A 15,978-nucleotide genomic window follows, 5' to 3' on the forward strand; every position below is an offset into this window, starting at 1 on the left:
CCATGCCGCTCAGGTCGGGGTCGATCGCGCGGCGATGGCGGTCATCTCGAGTTTGACGTTCGGACCGAGATCGGCCACGCCGACGGCGGCACGCGCCGGCAAATGAGCTTCCGCAAAGTGCGCCTTCCAGGCCGCATTGAACGCAGCCTTCTCGCCGAGATCGGTCATGAAGATGGTCACTTGCAATACGTTGGCCAGGTCGGACCCGAGAGCCTGGAGCAAACGCGATAGCTGGCCAAGCACATTCGCCTGACCCGACATGTCCAGGCTGGTGTCCTCGGGGACGATGCCGCCGATGTAGAGCACGCCTCCATGCTCGACCACTTCGTGGAGCAAACCTTCGTATGGCAAGATGCGCTTGATCATGATGAGAACGATGCTCCTGTCGAATGTGGCATGAGATATGGTCGCCGCGAGCATCAGGCCTAGGCCTTGGGCCGCAACACAAGATCGACCAGATGACGCGCGTAGGCCGGCGTGATCGGCGCGATGCCGAAGATGTAACGGTAGAACAAGCTGCCATAGATCGCGTCGTAGAGATCTTCTGGCGGAGCCTCGGCCAGAATGCTGCCGTCGCGCTGGCCGGCGGCGATCATCTCGACCAGCGTGCCGCGGCGGAATTGCAGATAACGGGCATAGAACAGTTCGGCCGATCCCGTCTTGGAAATGCATTCGGATATGACCGCGAGCTGGACCTTGCCGAATTCGCCTTGCAAGGCTTCGGCATAGGCCGCCGCGTGGCCACGCGCGCGCGCTGCTGCCGTGCCTGCGCTCACCGGCGGCAGCGGCAGCATTTGGGCGGCGTGATGCAGGAAGGCGTCGATCAGCAGCGCCTCTCGCGACGACCACCATTTGTAGATCGTCATCTTGGAGACGTTGGAGTGGCGTGCGACCGCGTCGATCGTGGTTGCGGCAAGGCCGGTCGCGGCCATCAGGGCGTAGGCGCTTTCGAGGATGGCGTTGGCGGTCTCGATCGAGCGCGGCCGGCCGCGCCGGGGCGCCCCCTCGGCTGCTTCAGACGTGCCCTTCGCCATGACCAAGCCGGTCTCCTTGCAACGAACCGCCATTCCCGCGGCCGCTCCGTCCCGCATAGCGCAGCTGCGGCGCCCGGCCTAGCGGAATCGCGTGGTCACCGCGCCTAGGCCCGCTGACGCAGGGCCGCCGGTTCGTCCTGTCGCTTCGACCAGGAAATATAGTAAGCCACCGCCGTCATCGCCGCGAAGCCGGCAAGGCTCACCCCGATCTGCATCACGACCAGATTGGCACCGGTGATCAGGATGAGATGGCCGGCGAAGGACAGGAACACGCCGATGCAGAACACCGCGAGCCATTCCTCGCCGCATTTGGTCACCATCTGGAGTGACTTCCGTTGCAGCCACGGATGGTCGGGCGGAACGAGATGGGTTGCGATGAAGGCCAGTGCGAGGAAATGGATCACGCGATAGGGTGCGAGGTATTCCTTTTCGCTCGAAGAGATGCCATTGAGCACGATTTCTGGCAAATAGGCTGAAAGCGCCGGCGAATGGCGCATCAGGGTGATGGCCATCGCCAGCACGAGATAGGCGCCCGCCGCCACGCGGAGCCAGGATATTTTGCGCAAGCTCCGGCCTGAGACGCCGGTGACGGCGAACCAGCCGCCCAGCACCATCAGCATCTGCCAGCACAGCGGGTTGAAGGTCCATTCCAGGTCGGGATAGGCGTGAAAATTCCAGCCGAACCAGCGTGCGGCGAGATATAGCGCGACCGATGCGGCGAGAGTGAGGTTGGGGCTTCGCAGCAGTCCCCACAGCACGAACGGGAAGAATGCCATCAGCGGAATCATCAGCTGAAGCAGGTCGAGATTGAGCGGTTCTTCCTGAAGCACCAGTCCCTGGATCAGCGTTCTGAGCGGATGCTCGAGAATACCGGAGATGTTGTAATCGCTGATGATCTCCGGTGCCATCGATTGCGAAGCGACATAGGCGATGGTGTCGATGTAGATCACGAACAGCACGACATAGGCGGCATAGAGCCGCCAGACGCGGCGGAAGATGCGCGTCGCCGCGACGACATAGCCGCGCTCCAGCGCCATCCTGCCGTGGATGATGGCAACACCATAGCCCACCACGAACACGAACAGGTCGGCCGCGCCGCTAAAGCCGAAGTTGCGCAGCGTCAGCAGGTTCACGACATTGTTCGGGATGTGGTCGACGAATATCGACCAGTTGGCAATGCCGAGCGTCAAATAGAGCCTGGCGTCGTGCTGAAATGCGGCAAGGTTCGGCTTGACGGACGGTTTCATTGCGGAAAATAACTTCTGGAATCAGGGGCGATGCTTTTAGCGGCAACCACCTGCTTGTCCGAGTAGCGTTTGCGTGAAGCAGCGCGGATTGCACAGGCCTGATGAAAAATTGCGCAGAACAGGACAAAGGAATTCCAGCCGACCCGCTGGTTGGGGCAGGGGCGCAACTTTATTAACGCGGACCCGCCCTCACTCGGCCGGCTCGGCCGAAGTCTCGTCTGCCGCTCCGGCGCGGCTTGCCAGGATTCCAAGCGCGACGCCGCCGACGGCCAGGATCGGCAACAGCCGCTTGACTCCGATGGCGCGCACGATCTGCAAGCCCGTGGCGAGCAGCATGGGATCGGCAAGCATGCTCGGAGCCGCCTTGGCGGCGCGCTCGGCGGCGATGCGCGCGCGAGTCCGCACCTCCCGCTTGTAGCCCCAATAGCTTCCCGCAGCGGCGATCGTCAGCAGGAAGAAGACGCCCGCGCCCGCGAGGCAGGCCTGCACGGGGCCGTATTTTTCGAGAACCGAGATGAAAGCCGCCGCGCAAAGGAAGCAAGTGGTGACGAAGAGCGCGAGCGCTGCACCTGCCGCCAGCGAAGCCAACCGAACGGTCGTGCCCGTCGATGCGCTGATGCCGTCGATGATGCGCTGAAACACGGCCTTACTCCTCAGATCCCCACAAGCCAATTCATCACCGGAAGGTCACGGCGGCTCAGGCCGTCGTGACCGTAAAACCCATCGCGCGCGTTATCGGCGCCAGGCGAACCCGATCAGGAAGCCGATGCCGAGCGCGAGGCCGACGGTGGCGAGTGGCCGTTGCGTGATGGCTTCTTCGAGCGTCTCCTCGATCGAGCCGTAGGCATCCTGCGCCGCATCCATCATCGCGCTGCCGCGCTCCGAGAAGTCGTCGAGCGTCGAATCCATGTTCTCGCGCGCCTGCTTGTACCCGCGGCGGGCTTGCTTGCCCGAGGCGTTGGCGAACGTGTTGAGCGCGTCGGTGATCTGGTCGGTGAGGGCGGCGATATCGCTTTTCACGGCTGCTACATCCTTCTCGAGACGTTCTGCGGTGGCTTTGTCGGTCCAGTCTCTCATCCCGGTTTCGCCATTGGTCATAGACATCGGGGGCTCCAAAACTCGCATTGGCGAAGATAGCCGGAAAACGCCCCGTCTTCGGGGAAGTTCCCTTTCGCACCAGCGGTCACGCCTCCGGAAGCTGCGGCGAATTCTCCGGCAACAGATGCTCCTTCAGGATCAGCCCGACGATCAGCAGCGGCGACGACAGAAACGCGCCCATCGGGCCCCATAGCCAGGTCCAGAAGGCGAGTGCGATGAACACCGCGAGCGCATTCAGGGCCAGCCTCCGGCCGATAATGGTGGGCGTGACGAAGTGCCCTTCCAGGAAAGTGATGCCGGCGAAGGCGATCGCCGCGGCCAGGCCGCCGCCGATGGTTGGGAAGGCGACCAGCCCTACCACGGCCAGCACGAGGAACATTGCAACCGGCCCGATGATGGGGATGAAGTTGAGGGTGGCGGCAAGCGCGCCGAGGGCGGCCGGGTTTGGCATGCGGGTCACTGCGCAGACGAGGCCTGCTGCGATGCCCACGCCGATATTGATGATCGCCACCGTCAGCAGATAATTGCCAAGATGGATTTCGATCTCGTTGAGGATCCGTAACGTGCGCAGCCGCGCGTCGCGTTCACCGAAGGTCATGATCAAGGCGCGCCGCAGGTCGCGCCAGCTCGCGATGAACAGGATCAGGGTGGCGAAGAACAGCAGGAATTCGGCGAAAGTCGGCGACAGGAATTCGAGCGTCGGCTGCACCCAATCGAACTTGGGAATCTGCAGGCTCGGCAACCCATCGGAGCCGCCGACCATGGTTTGCAGCTCACGCCACAGCGCGAGCGGCCGATCGAACACGTGCAGCTTGTCCTTGAGCTGCGCAGCGAGCTCAGGCAGGCGCGAGCTCCATTCCATGACCGGCGCCGCAATCAGCGCGACGACGAAAGCGACCATCGCGGTCACAGCGACCACGATGAGTACCGCCCCGACGGCCCGCGGTACCCTTTGTTTTTCCAGGAAGGTCGCGGCCGGCGACAGCATGGTACCGGCGACGACGGCCATTACGACCGGCAGGAAGAACGCCTTGGCGACATAGAGCACCGCGACGACGGCGATCAGAAGCAAACCGGCAAGCGCAAAGGCGACGAACTCCGTGCGCCGGATCACCGGTGGGAGTTCGCTATGGCTCTCGGGAAGCGGGGCGCCTTCGCCGTCGCCGGAAATCAGTCGTTCACTGGGAAGGACGCGCACAATATCTCTCCCCGCACGGAAGGCTTCCGGGCGCCCATTGACGACGAGAAAACGCTTGGGGAGTGCCGCGGTTCCATCGCGGCTTCGTGACGCCGTGCTCGCTTGACTGTGACGCGGCTGCCTCACGCAGTGCCGGAACTTGCGTCGGCGCTGCTGCGTTTACGGGGCAGCAGCATCACCCAGATGCACACATCCAACGGGGCAGCACATGACAAGGTTCTCTGTGGTCCGTCGCAGCTTCTCGCCGCGAAGCATCGCCGCTTGTGTTTTTACGACAGCTTTGCTGACGGTGCCGTTCGCGGCTCAGGCGCAAACGCTCGGCTATGTGCCGATGCAGCCACAGACATATTCGCAGGACCAGATCTATTCGCAGGGCTACACGAACCAAGCGCCGCAGCCTGCGGACGAGGATGCGGCGCTGCCGGATCGGCTCCGGCGGCAGATCGTGAACTTCGACCGTAACGAACCGGCCGGCACCATCGTCATCGATACCGCCAACACCTATCTCTATCTCGTCCTCGGCAACGGCCGCGCGATGCGCTACGGCGTCGGCGTCGGGCGCGAGGGGTTCACCTGGTCGGGCGTGCAGAGCATCAGCCGCAAGGCGGAGTGGCCGGATTGGCATCCGCCGGCTGAGATGATCGCGCGCCAACCTTATCTGCCGCGCTTCGTCGCCGGCGGCCCCGGCAACCCGCTCGGTGCGCGCGCGATGTATCTCGGCTCCAGCGAATACCGCATCCACGGCACCAACGATCCCACGACGATCGGCAAGTTCGTCTCCTCCGGTTGCATCCGCCTCACCAATGAGGACGTCAGCGATCTCTTCAACCGCGTCGGCATCGGCACGAAGGTCGTCGTGTTGCCGAAGAACGCACCACTGATGGCGCGCGGGGCCGATCCCGCCCGGAAGCGGCCGGCGGTGTCGACGTTGCACTCGGGGCGCCAGGCGCTGAACATCCCGGCGTCGTCGGTGGACTAAAGGTCGGTGTGAGGTCAGATGATTAAACGTTCGACCAGCAAACTGGCTTGCGCAACGGCCGCGTTCGTCGCGATCGCTTCCCTGGGCCTCGCGCTGACGCCTTCCGCGCATGCAGAGGATTTCTTCTCCGCGCTGTTCGGTGGCTTCCACATGCGGCCGCCGCCTGAGATCCGAGTGCCGTTCCAGAACGACGACATGCCCCGCTACGAAGCGCCGCGCCAGCGCGCGTCCCATGGCGGCGGCACTGCCTATTGCGTGCGCGGCTGCGACGGCCGTTACTTCCCGGCGCAAGGCAACGACGCCGAGAGCAAGGCGCAATCCTGCAAGAGCTTCTGCCCCGCCTCAGAGACCTCGCTGGTCTATGGCAGCGATATCGACGACGCCACGACGGACAAGGGCAAATCATATTCCGACCTGCCGAACGCCTTCCGCTATCGCAACGAGATCGTCGCGGGCTGCACGTGCAACGGCAAGGACCCGGTCGGGCTCGCGCAGGTCAAGATCGAGGACGATCCGACCCTGCGCAAAGGCGACATCGTTGCAGGCGCCGATGGCCTCGTCGTCGCCAATCGCAACGCCAATGATCGCCGCGGCGTCGCAATGAATTTCTCGCCATTGCCGGACAGGATGCGCGCCAAATTCCATCAGGTACCGGTGGTGGCGAAGGAGTAGGAAGCTTTACGCCGCGCGGATCTTGCCGAGAAAATCGCTGACCTGATTGCCGAGCTGAAGGCTCTGGGTCTCCAGCATTTCGGCGGCCTGCTTGACATTGTCGGCGGCGCCGGCTGCGCTGTCGGCGTCGGTCTTCACGCCGGTGATGTTGTCGGAGACGTTCTTGGTGCCCTGCGCCGCGTATTGCGTGCTGCGGGTGATCTCCTGCGTGGCTGCGCCCTGCTCCTGCACGGCGGCCGCAATCGCGGTGGCGACCTCGTTGACTTCGCCGATGATGCCGCCGATCGCCTGGATCGCGTTGATGGCGTCGCCGGCAACCTTCTGGATGTCGGCGATCTGCTCCGAGATCTCCTCCGTCGCCTTCGCGGTCTGGCTGGCCAGCGTTTTGACCTCGGAGGCGACGACCGCAAAGCCGCGGCCCGCTTCGCCGGCGCGGGCGGCCTCGATCGTCGCGTTGAGCGCGAGCAGATTGGTCTGTGCCGCGATGGTGTTGATGAGGCCGACGACCTCGCCGATGCGGCCTGCGGATCGGGCAAGTCCTTGCACAGTCCCATCGGTCTGCTCCGCCTGAGCCACGGCCCGGCTGGCGATGCCCGCGGCATGCGCCGCCTGTTGGCTGATGTCGTTGATGGAACAGCTCAGCTCCTCGGACGCAGCAGCGACACTGTCGACGCTCAGGGACGCGTCTCCGGCCGCCTTTTCAGCAGACCGAACCCGATCATTGGTCTGCCGCGACACTGCCGAGAGATCGGATGAGGTTTTCCGCATTTCGCCGGAGGCTTCACTCAGCTCCTCGATTGCCTTGCGCACGAGCCCCTCGAATTCGCCGATGTGGATCTCCATGGCCCGCTGACGGCTCGCGGCCGCGGCATTTTGCTCGCGATCCCTGGCTTCGATCTGCAGCTTGTCGGCGGCCTGCTGCTTGAACGTCTCCAGCGCGCCTGCCAGCGCGCCGATCTCATCCATCCTGTCTTCGTATCCCGTCTCGACGGAAAGGTCGCCACCCGCAACCTTCAACATGGCGTCGCGCATGTCGTGCAGCGGCTTGATGACGCGCCGGCTCACGGCCAGCATCGGACCAACGGCGAGGCAGATGGCCAGGAGAACCAGCACCAGTTGCAGGATCAGGGCGTGCAGAGCGGAAGCGCGCTGGGCGGCGATGTGTTCGCGGGCCGCATCAAGCGCTGCCTCGGCCACACCGACCGCGGCGACCAGCCGCGCGACGCTGAACGGACTCCATTCGTTGGCTACCATCTCGGGCTTTTCGCCCGATGCCAGTGCGTTCATCAGGCGATCGCGCAGGTCCACATACTGCGGGTCGAAATATGCGCGCTTGTTCTTGGTGATTGCCTCCGAAAGCGCCGCCGGCAAGTGCATGCCGGCGATGGAGACCTCCAGCGCCTGCCAGGCGGCCTCTACGCCTCCGACCAGCCTGATGTAGGATAGTCGTGCCTCCGGGGTGACCTTTCCGGTACCGAGACCGTTGGAAACGAGAATTGAAGCGTCGCCCGCAGTGTTGCGCAATAGCCATGCTGTCTGCTTGATGATCAGCAACTGATCGACGGCTGCGTCCTGATGGTTGATGGAGGCGGCGAGAACTCCAGACACCTTGTCGAGCAATACGACCAGTCCGGTTTCGGTATCCATGTATTCCTTGCCGAGAGCGACGCGGCGCGCGGCCTTGGGTTTCGCAATCTCCTGCCAAAATTCCTTCTGCATGCTCACGAGAGCGCCGAACAGTCGGTCGAATTCGGAGAGCAGCGCCGGCTTCTCGGCAAATTCGATGCTGCCGAGCAGATCGCGTGCCCGGACCATTGCGGGCATCTCGACGTCGTGCAGATCGCGCAGATATTTTTCGATCGCCGGATCCAGCGATTGGTCGTTGTGAATCACGCGGTTCGAGGTGGAACGGTCGGCTCGCATCCGGTCCATCGCCTTGAACATGTCGGCGGATGCGTCAGCGATGACAGCAATGCGGTTGGCGATCTGGAGACGTTGCCAGGAATCCCAGGCGATGAGCAAGGCTCCGACGACCACGCAGCAGGAGGTGGTCAGGATTACGCTTCTCAGCAGTGCGGATACCGTCAAGCGGTTCAACATGGCGCCCATCCCCAGAAATCATGAAACTCGACAGCGCCCCCGAATTCGAACGGGGCGCGCAAAGCGGGCATTTGCGCGTCGCTTGGCGGCAAGTCTCCGGGCATTTGGCCACAAAAGAGTAAAAACTTGGTCGCGACCGGAGGATTACGGCTGCCCGCCGGGTTTCAAATATGGAACCCGATGCGCCGCCTCGACGTTAAGCCACGTTAACAACTGGCCTGAAGGGGGCTTGCAATGCTGGTCGGCGTCCTCGTCACATTCCTGGTCGTCATTCTCGTTCTTTATCTCATTAACATGCTGCCGATGGACGGCCGCGCCAAGCAGATCGCGCGCGTCATCGTCATCATCATCGGCATCGTGTCCTTGCTGAAATATCTCGCGGTGTTCTAGCTACGATGGCCAACAAAAAAGCCCCGGCGTGAGCCGGGGCTTTTGATGTCGAACAGGGGCCTCAGCCCGCCGCTTTCGCCTCGCGGCGGCGCGCGGTGAGGATGTATTCGGTGTAGCCGTTCGGCTGCTCGCGGCCTTTGAAGACGAGGTCGCAGGCGGCCTTGAAGGCGACGCCGTCGAAGGCGGGCGCCATCGGCTTGTAGATCGGATCGCCGGCGTTCTGCTTGTCGACCACGACAGCCATGCGCTTGAGCGATTCCATCACCTGCGCCTCGGTGATGACGCCCTGATGCAGCCAGTTGGCGAGGTGCTGACTGGAGATGCGCAACGTCGCGCGGTCTTCCATCAGGCCGACATCGTGAATGTCAGGCACCTTGGAGCAGCCGACGCCCTGGTCGATCCAGCGCACGACGTAGCCCAGAATGCCCTGGCAGTTGTTGTCGATCTCCTGCTTGACGTCATCGGGCGCCCAATTCGACTTCGACACCGGAATGGTGAGAATGTCCGAGAGCTTGGCGCGCGGCCCGCCTTTGGTCAGCTCCTGCTGGCGTGCGATGACGTTGACCTGGTGGTAGTGCAGCGCGTGCAGCGTCGCCGCGGTCGGCGAGGGCACCCAGGCGGTAGTGGCGCCGGCCTGCGGATGGCTGAGCTTCTGCTGGAGCATGTCGGCCATCTTGTCGGGGGCGGCCCACATGCCCTTGCCGATCTGGGCATGGCCGGGAAGGCCATCGATCAGGCCCATGTCGACGTTCCAGTCCTCATAGGCCTTGATCCAGGCCTGCGCCTTCATCTCGTTCTTGCGGATCATCGGACCCGCTTCCATCGAGGTGTGGATCTCGTCACCGGTGCGGTCGAGGAAGCCGGTGTTGATGAACATGATGCGCTTCGAGGCGCGCTGGATGCAGGCCTTGAGGTTGACGGTGGTGCGCCGCTCCTCGTCCATGATGCCGACCTTGAGCGTGTTCTCTGGCAAGCCCAGCATCTTCTCGACGCGGTCGAAGATCTCGCAGGTGAACGAGACCTCGTCCGGGCCGTGCATCTTCGGCTTGACGATATAGGCCGAGCCGGTGCGGCTGTTCTTGACCTTGGAGTTGCCTTTGAGGTCGTGGATCGCGAGCAGGCCGGAAACGGCGGCGTCGAGTAGCCCTTCCGGCACCTCCTCACCCTTCTCGTCGAGCACCGCGTCGGTGAACATGTGGTGACCGCAATTGCGCATCAAGAGCAGGCTGCGGCCGTGCAGCTTCACTTCACCCTTGCCGTCAGGCGTCTTGTAGCTGCGGTCGGCGTTGAGCGAACGCGTCAGCGTCTTGCCGCCTTTTTCGAAGTCGGCCGACAGCGTGCCGTTCATCAGGCCGAGCGTATTGCGATAGACCAGCACCTTGTCCTCGGCATCGACAGCGGCGACCGAGTCTTCCATGTCGAGGATCGTCGACACGGCTGATTCCATGATCATGTCGGCGACGCCGGCCGGGTCGTCCTTTCCGATCGCGCTGCTGCGGTCGATCTTCACTTCGACATGCAAGCCGTTGTTGACGAGCAGCACGGCGCTCGGCGCGCCCGCATCGCCCTGGAAACCGGCGAATTGCGCGGCGCTCTTCAGCGCGGTGGCGTTGCCGCTCTTCAGCTTCACGGCGAGCTGGCCCGCGACGACGCTATAGGCGGTGACGTCGGTGTGGCTGCCGGTCGCCAGCGGCACGGCGGCGTCGAGGAACGCTTTGGCTTTCGCGATCACCTTGTCGCCGCGGGCCTTCTTGTAGCCCTTGCCGCCCTCGGATGGGTCATGCGGGATTGCGTCGGTGCCGTAGAAGGCGTCGTAGAGCGAGCCCCAGCGCGCATTTGCCGCGTTCAGCGCATAACGTGCATTGGTGAGCGGCACGACGAGCTGCGGGCCGCAGATCTTGCTGATCTCCTCATCCACATTGGCGGTCTCGACCTTCTGCGTCGCCGGCTCCGGGACCAGATAGCCGATCTCCTTCAGGAAGGCGGTATAGGCCTCGAGGTCGAACGCCATGCCCTTGTTGGCGCGATGCCAGTCGTCGATCTTGGCCTGCAGCTGATCACGGACAGCGAGCAGCGACCGGTTCTTCGGCCCCAACTCCCCGATGAGGCCCGCCACCCCGGCCCAGAACGCATCCGGCGCGATCCCGGTTTTCGGGGCGCCTTCCTTGGCGATGAAATCGAAAAGGACCGGGGCGATCTTCAATCCGTGGGCGTCAACGCGTTTCATGATGGTCTTTCTCGTTGGAAATGGCTGTTTTTGGCTGCTTTTGACCGGCCAGCAGCAAAATGCGCCCGCGAGGGGCGGCTTTCGGGACCTATTAGCCCCAAAATCGGGGCGGTGAGAAGACCCCCGGCGGGTTGTCAAAATGTCAAACCGTGGGCGCGGCGCGCGCCGGTGTCATTCCCCGCGAAAGCGGGGAATCCAGTACGCTGCGGCTTCTCCGTATCCCAAGGCTGTCTCTGGAATACCGAGTCGCCCGGTCAAGCCGGGCGACCACAGCGGGAAATAGCAGTCGCCTCAAATATTCGCGGCGAGGTCCACGACTTCGTCGAACAGTACGCCTGTTGTCTTCAGCATCTGTTCGATCTCATCCGCCGCTTCGGCGACTGTCCGTCTCGACGTATCGATCACGAGCTCGGCCGCTTCCGGCACCTCGTAGTCGTTGCCGATGCCGGTGAACGACGCAAGCGCACCCGCGCGAGCTTTCTTGTAATGGCCCTTGGGGTCGCGCTCCTCGCAGATCCTGGCCGGCGTCGCGACATGGATCTCGCGGAACGCAGTGTCGGCGATGCGGCGCGCGGTGGCGCGGTCTTCGCGGCCGGGCGAGACGGCGGCGACGATGGCGATATGGCCGTTCCGCGCCAGGTGCATCGCGACCTCGGCCAGACGGCGGATGTTCTCACTGCGATCGGCGGCCGAGAAACCGAGATCGCTGTTGAGCCCGGCCCGCAGCGTGTCGCCGTCGAGCAGGATCGGCGAGCCGCCATTGGTGAACAGACGCCGCTCCAGTGCCTTCGCCAGCGTCGACTTGCCGGAGGCCGGCAGGCCGGTGAGCCAGACGACCGCGCCGTTGTGCTGATAGCGCGCGGAGCGTTCGTCGGGACGGAGTGCGGATTCTACCGGCACGATGTCGACCGGCACGGCGCGCTGCCCGGCATCGACGGACAGCACCAGCCCGCCGCCGGCGATGCGCCCGGACACCTCGATCACGAGGCGGCCCGTGCGCGGGTTCTCGGTATAGGGATCGGCTGCAATCGGATTGGACAGGGAGATGTCGATCTCGCCGACATGATTACGGCCGATCGCCTTGTTCTCGCGGCTCTCGAGCTCGCCGGGATCGACCGCCTTTTCGATGGCCACCACGGTGGCCCGGCTCTCCTTCGGCCCCGAGCGGACCAGGATCTGGTCGCCCTTGGCGAGCGGCTTGTCGTGCAGCCAGAAGATGCGCGCGCGCAGCCGCCGCGTCTCGCGCGGAGCAGCGTTGGCGTGCGCGATGATGTCGCCGCGCTCGATGAACAATTCGCGGTCGAGCGTGATGCCGACCGACCGGCCGGCGCCCTGGCGCGTCGCCACCGGCGTCACCGGCCAGCTCTCGACCGTCTTGATCTTGGCGATCTTGCCGGCCGGCATGATCACGATCTCGTCGCCGGCAACCAGGCTGCCGGATTCGATGCGGCCGGCGATGATGCGGCGATCGTCGAACTTGTAGATCGCCTGCACCGGGAGGCGCAGCGCCAAGGCTTCCAGCGGTCGCGCCGGCTCGAGCCGATCAAGCGCTTCAACCACGGTCGGTCCCTTGTACCAGCCGATGCGGTCGGTGCGCTCGGCAACGCCGTCGCCGTCGCGCGCGGAGATCGGGATCACCGCTGTCGGCGTCACGCCGAGACCGTTGAGATGCGCGGAGATCTCGCTGCTGATCTCCTTGAAGCGATCGGCGCTGAAATCGACGCGGTCCATCTTGTTGACCACGACAGCGACCTGCTTCACGCCGAGCAGATGCAGGAGATAACCGTGACGGCGGGTCTGGTCGCGCACGCCTTCGAGGGCGTCGATGATCAGCACCGCGCCATCCGCTTGCGAAGCGCCCGTGATCATGTTGCGCAGGAATTCGGCGTGACCGGGCGCGTCGATCAGCACGATGTCGCGTGAATTGGTGCGAAAGCGGATCTGCGTGGTGTCGATGGTGATGCCCTGGTCGCGCTCGGTCTGGAGCGCATCGAGCAGGAACGACCATTCGAACGGCATGCCGCGCCGCGCGCTGACGGCCTTCAGCATTTCCAGCTTGCCGTCCGGCAGACTGCCGGTCTCGTGCAGGAGGCGGCCGACCAGTGTCGACTTGCCGTGGTCGACATGGCCGACGATGACGATGCGGACCTGCGGTCGCGTCGTGCCATTTGGCATCGACGTGGTCCCGTTGGGCGTAGCGGACGAAGAGGGGGTGACGATCATGTTCATGGCCGTGATGCGTCCTTGAATCAGAGATAGCCGGCGACGCGCAGGCGCTCGAAAGCATCCTCGGTCTCGTGGTCGAGCGCACGGCCGGCGCGCTCCGGCACCTTGGTCTGCTCGAGTTCGGCCAGGATCTCGTCGATGTTGGATGCCGTTGAAGCAACCGGATTGGTGATGTCCTGATCACCCAGCGAGCGATAGCGCTTGCCGTCCTTGGCGAGATACAGCGGGATGATCGGGATGTTCTCACGCTTGGTGTAGGCCCAGATGTCCGCCTCGGTCCAATGCAGGATCGGGTGAATGCGCAAATGCGCGCCCTGCGGCGGCGATGCGTTGAAATGATCCCAGAATTCCGGCGGCTGGTCGCGGACGTCCCAATTGCCTTCGAGACCGCGCGGCGAGAACACGCGCTCCTTGGCGCGGGTGGCTTCCTCGTCGCGTCGAATGCCGGCAATCAGGCCGTCAAAGCCGTATTTCGCCAGCGCCATCTTGAGACCTTCGGTCTTGCGCGCGGCGGAACGGGCGGCCGGGGGCAGCGTGGGGTCGACGGCATCGATGGGCGGGCAGGGCTCGACGCGCAGATCGAGCTCCCACTCCTTCCCGTAATGATCGCGAAAGCGATACATCTCCGGAAACTTCTTGCCGGTGTCGACATGAAGGGCCGGGAATGGCAGGCGCCCGAAAAACGCCTTGCGCGCCAGCCAAATCATGACATTGGAGTCCTTGCCGAGCGACCACAGCAGGGCGATCTTCTTGAGACGGCCGAAGGCCTCGCGGAAGATGTAGATGCTCTGCGCCTCAAGCTGATCGAGATGGTCCATGCTGGGTGCAGCATCAGCAGAAAAATCTTGCGCGTTCACGCGCTCGACGAGAGCCGGGGTGTCCAGCCTGTCCGCAGCGGAATTGTCGTTGAGAAGATGCATCTCTGCCACTTTGCGTTTGGAGGCGAAAATTCTATAGTTGCGGTGCAGAAGAGAAGAAAAAATTTTCTCTTTGCGCGCTCGAAACGACACATATATAGAAAATAATTCCAGTCAACCCCGTATGTGGGGCAAGCGAGTATCGAATGCGGTTCTTGCCGGTGTTCCTCGATCTCAAGGCCGGTCCGGTGGTCCTCATCGGCGCGGGTGAGCTTTTGCGCGCCAAACTGCGCGTGCTCGCCGCCGCCGGTGCGCGCCTCCGGGTGCATGCGATCGATGGCGATCCGGATCTGGGCGTGAGCTGCGATGTCACGGCGCGTGTCGAGATCGCGACCGGCGATCCACTCACGGCTGACCTTGCAGGCGTCATCGCCGTCGTTTGTGCGGGAGCTGGTGATGTCGGCGTGGCCATGTCGGCGCGCGCAAAATCGCTCGGCCTGCCCGTCAACGTCATGGACGATCTCGACCATTCCAGCTTCATCTTTCCGGCCATCGTCGATCGCGGCGATGTCGTGGTCGCGGTCGGCACCGGCGGAACGTCGCCGGTGGTGGCACGGCGCGTGCGCGAGAAGATCGAGGCGCTGCTGCCCGCGCGGATCGGCGAGCTCGCCGAGTTCATCGGCGGCTTCCGCAAGTCCATCAACGAGCGCATCGCCGAGTTTCCGCTGCGCCGCCGCTTCTGGGAGCGCGTGATCGACGGCCCGATCGGCGCCGCCGTGCTGGCCGGCCGCAACGGTGAGGCCGATACGGCGCTCAAGGCGATCTCCGATCCGTCGGCCTTCGCGCGCGCCGACAAGCCGGAAGGCTCGGTCGCGCTCGTTGGCGCTGGCCCCGGCGATCCTGATCTTCTCACCATCAAGGCGCTGCGCGCGTTGCAGGATGCCGATATCGTCTTCCACGACGAACTGGTCTCTGCGGAAATTCTCGACCGCATCCGGCGCGACACCGCGCGCGTTGCGGTCGGCCGCCGCGTCGGCAAGCCCGGCATCGGCCAGGATGCCATCAACAAGCGCATGATCGAGGCCGCGCAAGCGGGGCAGCGCGTGGTGCGGCTGAAGGGCGGTGATCCCTTCGTGTTCGGCCGCGGTGGCGAAGAGGTGGAGGCGTTGCGCGCCGCCGGCATCGCCTATTCGATCATTCCGGGCATCACCGCCGGGCTCGGCGGCGCCGCCGATTTCGAGGTGCCCCTGACTTACCGTCACGAAGCCACCCGCATCACCTTTCTCACCGCGCACAAGGCGCGCGATGCAGAGGCCGTCGACTGGTCGACGCTGACCGACACGAAGATGACCGTCGTTGTCTACATGGGCATGACAGCCGCGCCCGCTATTCGTGCCGGCCTGTTCGCCGCCGGCCGTTCGCCGGAGACGCCGGTCGGCGTGTTCGCCCGCGTCACGCGACCCGATGCGCGAGGCGCGATCGGCACGCTGCGCGACTTGCCCGAGCTCGTGCGGCAGACCAGTGGCGGTCCCGCCATCCTCATCATCGGCGACGTGGTCCGGCATGCCGCCTCGCTTCGCCGTCAATCCCCAAAGCAAATCATCTCTGACCTATTGGATGCAGCCGAATGACCTCCCCCCTCGAACAGAAGAAGATCAAGATCGCCGGCCCCTCGGTGGTGACCGCCAACCGCACCTGGGACGGCATCGTGGTGTACCGCACCGCCGCCAAGGGCTGGTCCGCGGAGCTCTCGGAAGCTGCGATCGTGCGCAACTCCGACGAAGCGAAAGCCTTGCTCGCGGAATCCGTCGCTGATGACGTCGGCGCCGTTGGCCCCTATATCGCTCCGGTGCAGGTTGGCGCGGACGGCAAGATCGAACCCGGCAATCTGCGCGAGCAGATCCGCCGCACCGGTGTGACCATCGGACAGCAGGCCCAGGCTTAAGGCAA

Annotated in this window: 15 protein-coding genes; 5 read left to right on the forward strand and 10 right to left on the reverse strand. The window is 64.1% G+C overall.

Going from position 1 to position 15,978, the window contains the following annotated elements; genetic code table 11:
* Positions 1-9 precede the first annotated feature (9 nt).
* The 6 genes from BM222_RS04645 to BM222_RS04670 form a co-directional block, all read right to left on the reverse strand.
* Positions 10-366, reverse strand: coding sequence for a RidA family protein (locus BM222_RS04645; protein WP_092227294.1), 357 nt, complete (start codon positions 364-366; stop codon positions 10-12).
* 59 nt (positions 367-425) lie between these two features.
* A complete protein-coding gene (locus tag BM222_RS04650; protein WP_177243015.1) occupies positions 426-1,034 on the reverse strand; it encodes a TetR/AcrR family transcriptional regulator in 609 nt (202 codons plus the stop codon).
* Positions 1,035-1,138: 104 nt separating this feature from the next.
* The gene (locus tag BM222_RS04655; protein ID WP_092227087.1) at positions 1,139-2,281 is read right to left on the reverse strand and encodes an OpgC domain-containing protein; all 1,143 of its coding nucleotides are present in this window, start codon (positions 2,279-2,281) and stop codon (positions 1,139-1,141) included.
* Between the two features lie 189 nt (positions 2,282-2,470).
* The gene (locus tag BM222_RS04660; RefSeq protein WP_092227088.1) at positions 2,471-2,923 is read right to left on the reverse strand and encodes a hypothetical protein; all 453 of its coding nucleotides are present in this window, start codon (positions 2,921-2,923) and stop codon (positions 2,471-2,473) included.
* A gap of 90 nt (positions 2,924-3,013) precedes the next feature.
* Positions 3,014-3,385, reverse strand: a complete 372-nt coding sequence (locus tag BM222_RS04665) for an ElaB/YgaM/YqjD family protein (protein ID WP_092227089.1) — start codon at positions 3,383-3,385, stop codon at positions 3,014-3,016.
* Positions 3,386-3,464: 79 nt separating this feature from the next.
* Positions 3,465-4,577: an AI-2E family transporter gene (locus BM222_RS04670; RefSeq protein WP_092227090.1), complete on the reverse strand. Its 1,113-nt coding sequence runs from the start codon at positions 4,575-4,577 to the stop codon at positions 3,465-3,467.
* A gap of 208 nt (positions 4,578-4,785) precedes the next feature.
* Between BM222_RS04670 and BM222_RS04675 the strand changes: the two genes are divergently transcribed.
* Positions 4,786-5,556 carry a L,D-transpeptidase gene (locus BM222_RS04675; protein ID WP_092227091.1) on the forward strand — a complete coding sequence of 257 codons (771 nt, stop codon included), beginning with the start codon at positions 4,786-4,788 and terminating at the stop codon, positions 5,554-5,556.
* Between the two features lie 18 nt (positions 5,557-5,574).
* On the forward strand, positions 5,575-6,228 hold the full coding sequence (locus BM222_RS04680) for a DUF2865 domain-containing protein (protein ID WP_092227092.1): 654 nt from the start codon (positions 5,575-5,577) through the stop codon (positions 6,226-6,228).
* Between the two features lie 6 nt (positions 6,229-6,234).
* Here the strand turns inward: BM222_RS04680 and BM222_RS04685 are convergent, their stop codons facing one another.
* Positions 6,235-8,328 carry a methyl-accepting chemotaxis protein gene (locus BM222_RS04685; protein WP_092227296.1) on the reverse strand — a complete coding sequence of 698 codons (2,094 nt, stop codon included), beginning with the start codon at positions 8,326-8,328 and terminating at the stop codon, positions 6,235-6,237.
* A gap of 234 nt (positions 8,329-8,562) precedes the next feature.
* Here BM222_RS04685 and BM222_RS04690 point away from each other — a divergent pair, with 234 nt between their 5' ends.
* The gene (locus BM222_RS04690) at positions 8,563-8,718 is read left to right on the forward strand and encodes a Thivi_2564 family membrane protein (RefSeq protein WP_008546817.1); all 156 of its coding nucleotides are present in this window, start codon (positions 8,563-8,565) and stop codon (positions 8,716-8,718) included.
* A 61-nt stretch (positions 8,719-8,779) separates the two neighbouring features.
* Here BM222_RS04690 and BM222_RS04695 read toward each other — a convergent pair whose 3' ends face one another.
* The 3 genes from BM222_RS04695 to cysD all read right to left on the reverse strand — a co-directional run bounded on the left by BM222_RS04695 (position 8,780) and on the right by cysD (position 13,989).
* Positions 8,780-10,945 carry a malate synthase G gene (locus tag BM222_RS04695; protein WP_092227093.1) on the reverse strand — a complete coding sequence of 722 codons (2,166 nt, stop codon included), beginning with the start codon at positions 10,943-10,945 and terminating at the stop codon, positions 8,780-8,782.
* A gap of 291 nt (positions 10,946-11,236) precedes the next feature.
* Positions 11,237-13,174, reverse strand: coding sequence for an adenylyl-sulfate kinase (gene cysC / locus BM222_RS04700; RefSeq protein ID WP_092227094.1), 1,938 nt, complete (start codon positions 13,172-13,174; stop codon positions 11,237-11,239).
* Between the two features lie 20 nt (positions 13,175-13,194).
* Positions 13,195-13,989 carry a sulfate adenylyltransferase subunit CysD gene (gene cysD / locus BM222_RS04705; RefSeq protein ID WP_092227297.1) on the reverse strand — a complete coding sequence of 265 codons (795 nt, stop codon included), beginning with the start codon at positions 13,987-13,989 and terminating at the stop codon, positions 13,195-13,197.
* 245 nt (positions 13,990-14,234) lie between these two features.
* On the opposite strand from cysD, the gene cysG reads away from it, so the two are divergent.
* Both cysG and BM222_RS04715 read left to right on the forward strand, forming a co-directional pair.
* On the forward strand, positions 14,235-15,659 hold the full coding sequence (cysG, locus tag BM222_RS04710; RefSeq protein ID WP_092227095.1) for a siroheme synthase CysG: 1,425 nt from the start codon (positions 14,235-14,237) through the stop codon (positions 15,657-15,659).
* Entirely contained in the window at positions 15,656-15,973 is a 318-nt protein-coding gene (locus tag BM222_RS04715) for a DUF2849 domain-containing protein (protein ID WP_092227096.1), read from the forward strand. Before cysG ends, BM222_RS04715 begins: the two co-directional genes overlap by 4 nt.
* Positions 15,974-15,978 lie beyond the last annotated feature (5 nt).

It is taken from the genome of Bradyrhizobium sp. Gha, from assembly GCF_900113735.1.
In the GTDB taxonomy this organism is placed as follows: Bacteria; Pseudomonadota; Alphaproteobacteria; order Rhizobiales; family Xanthobacteraceae; genus Bradyrhizobium.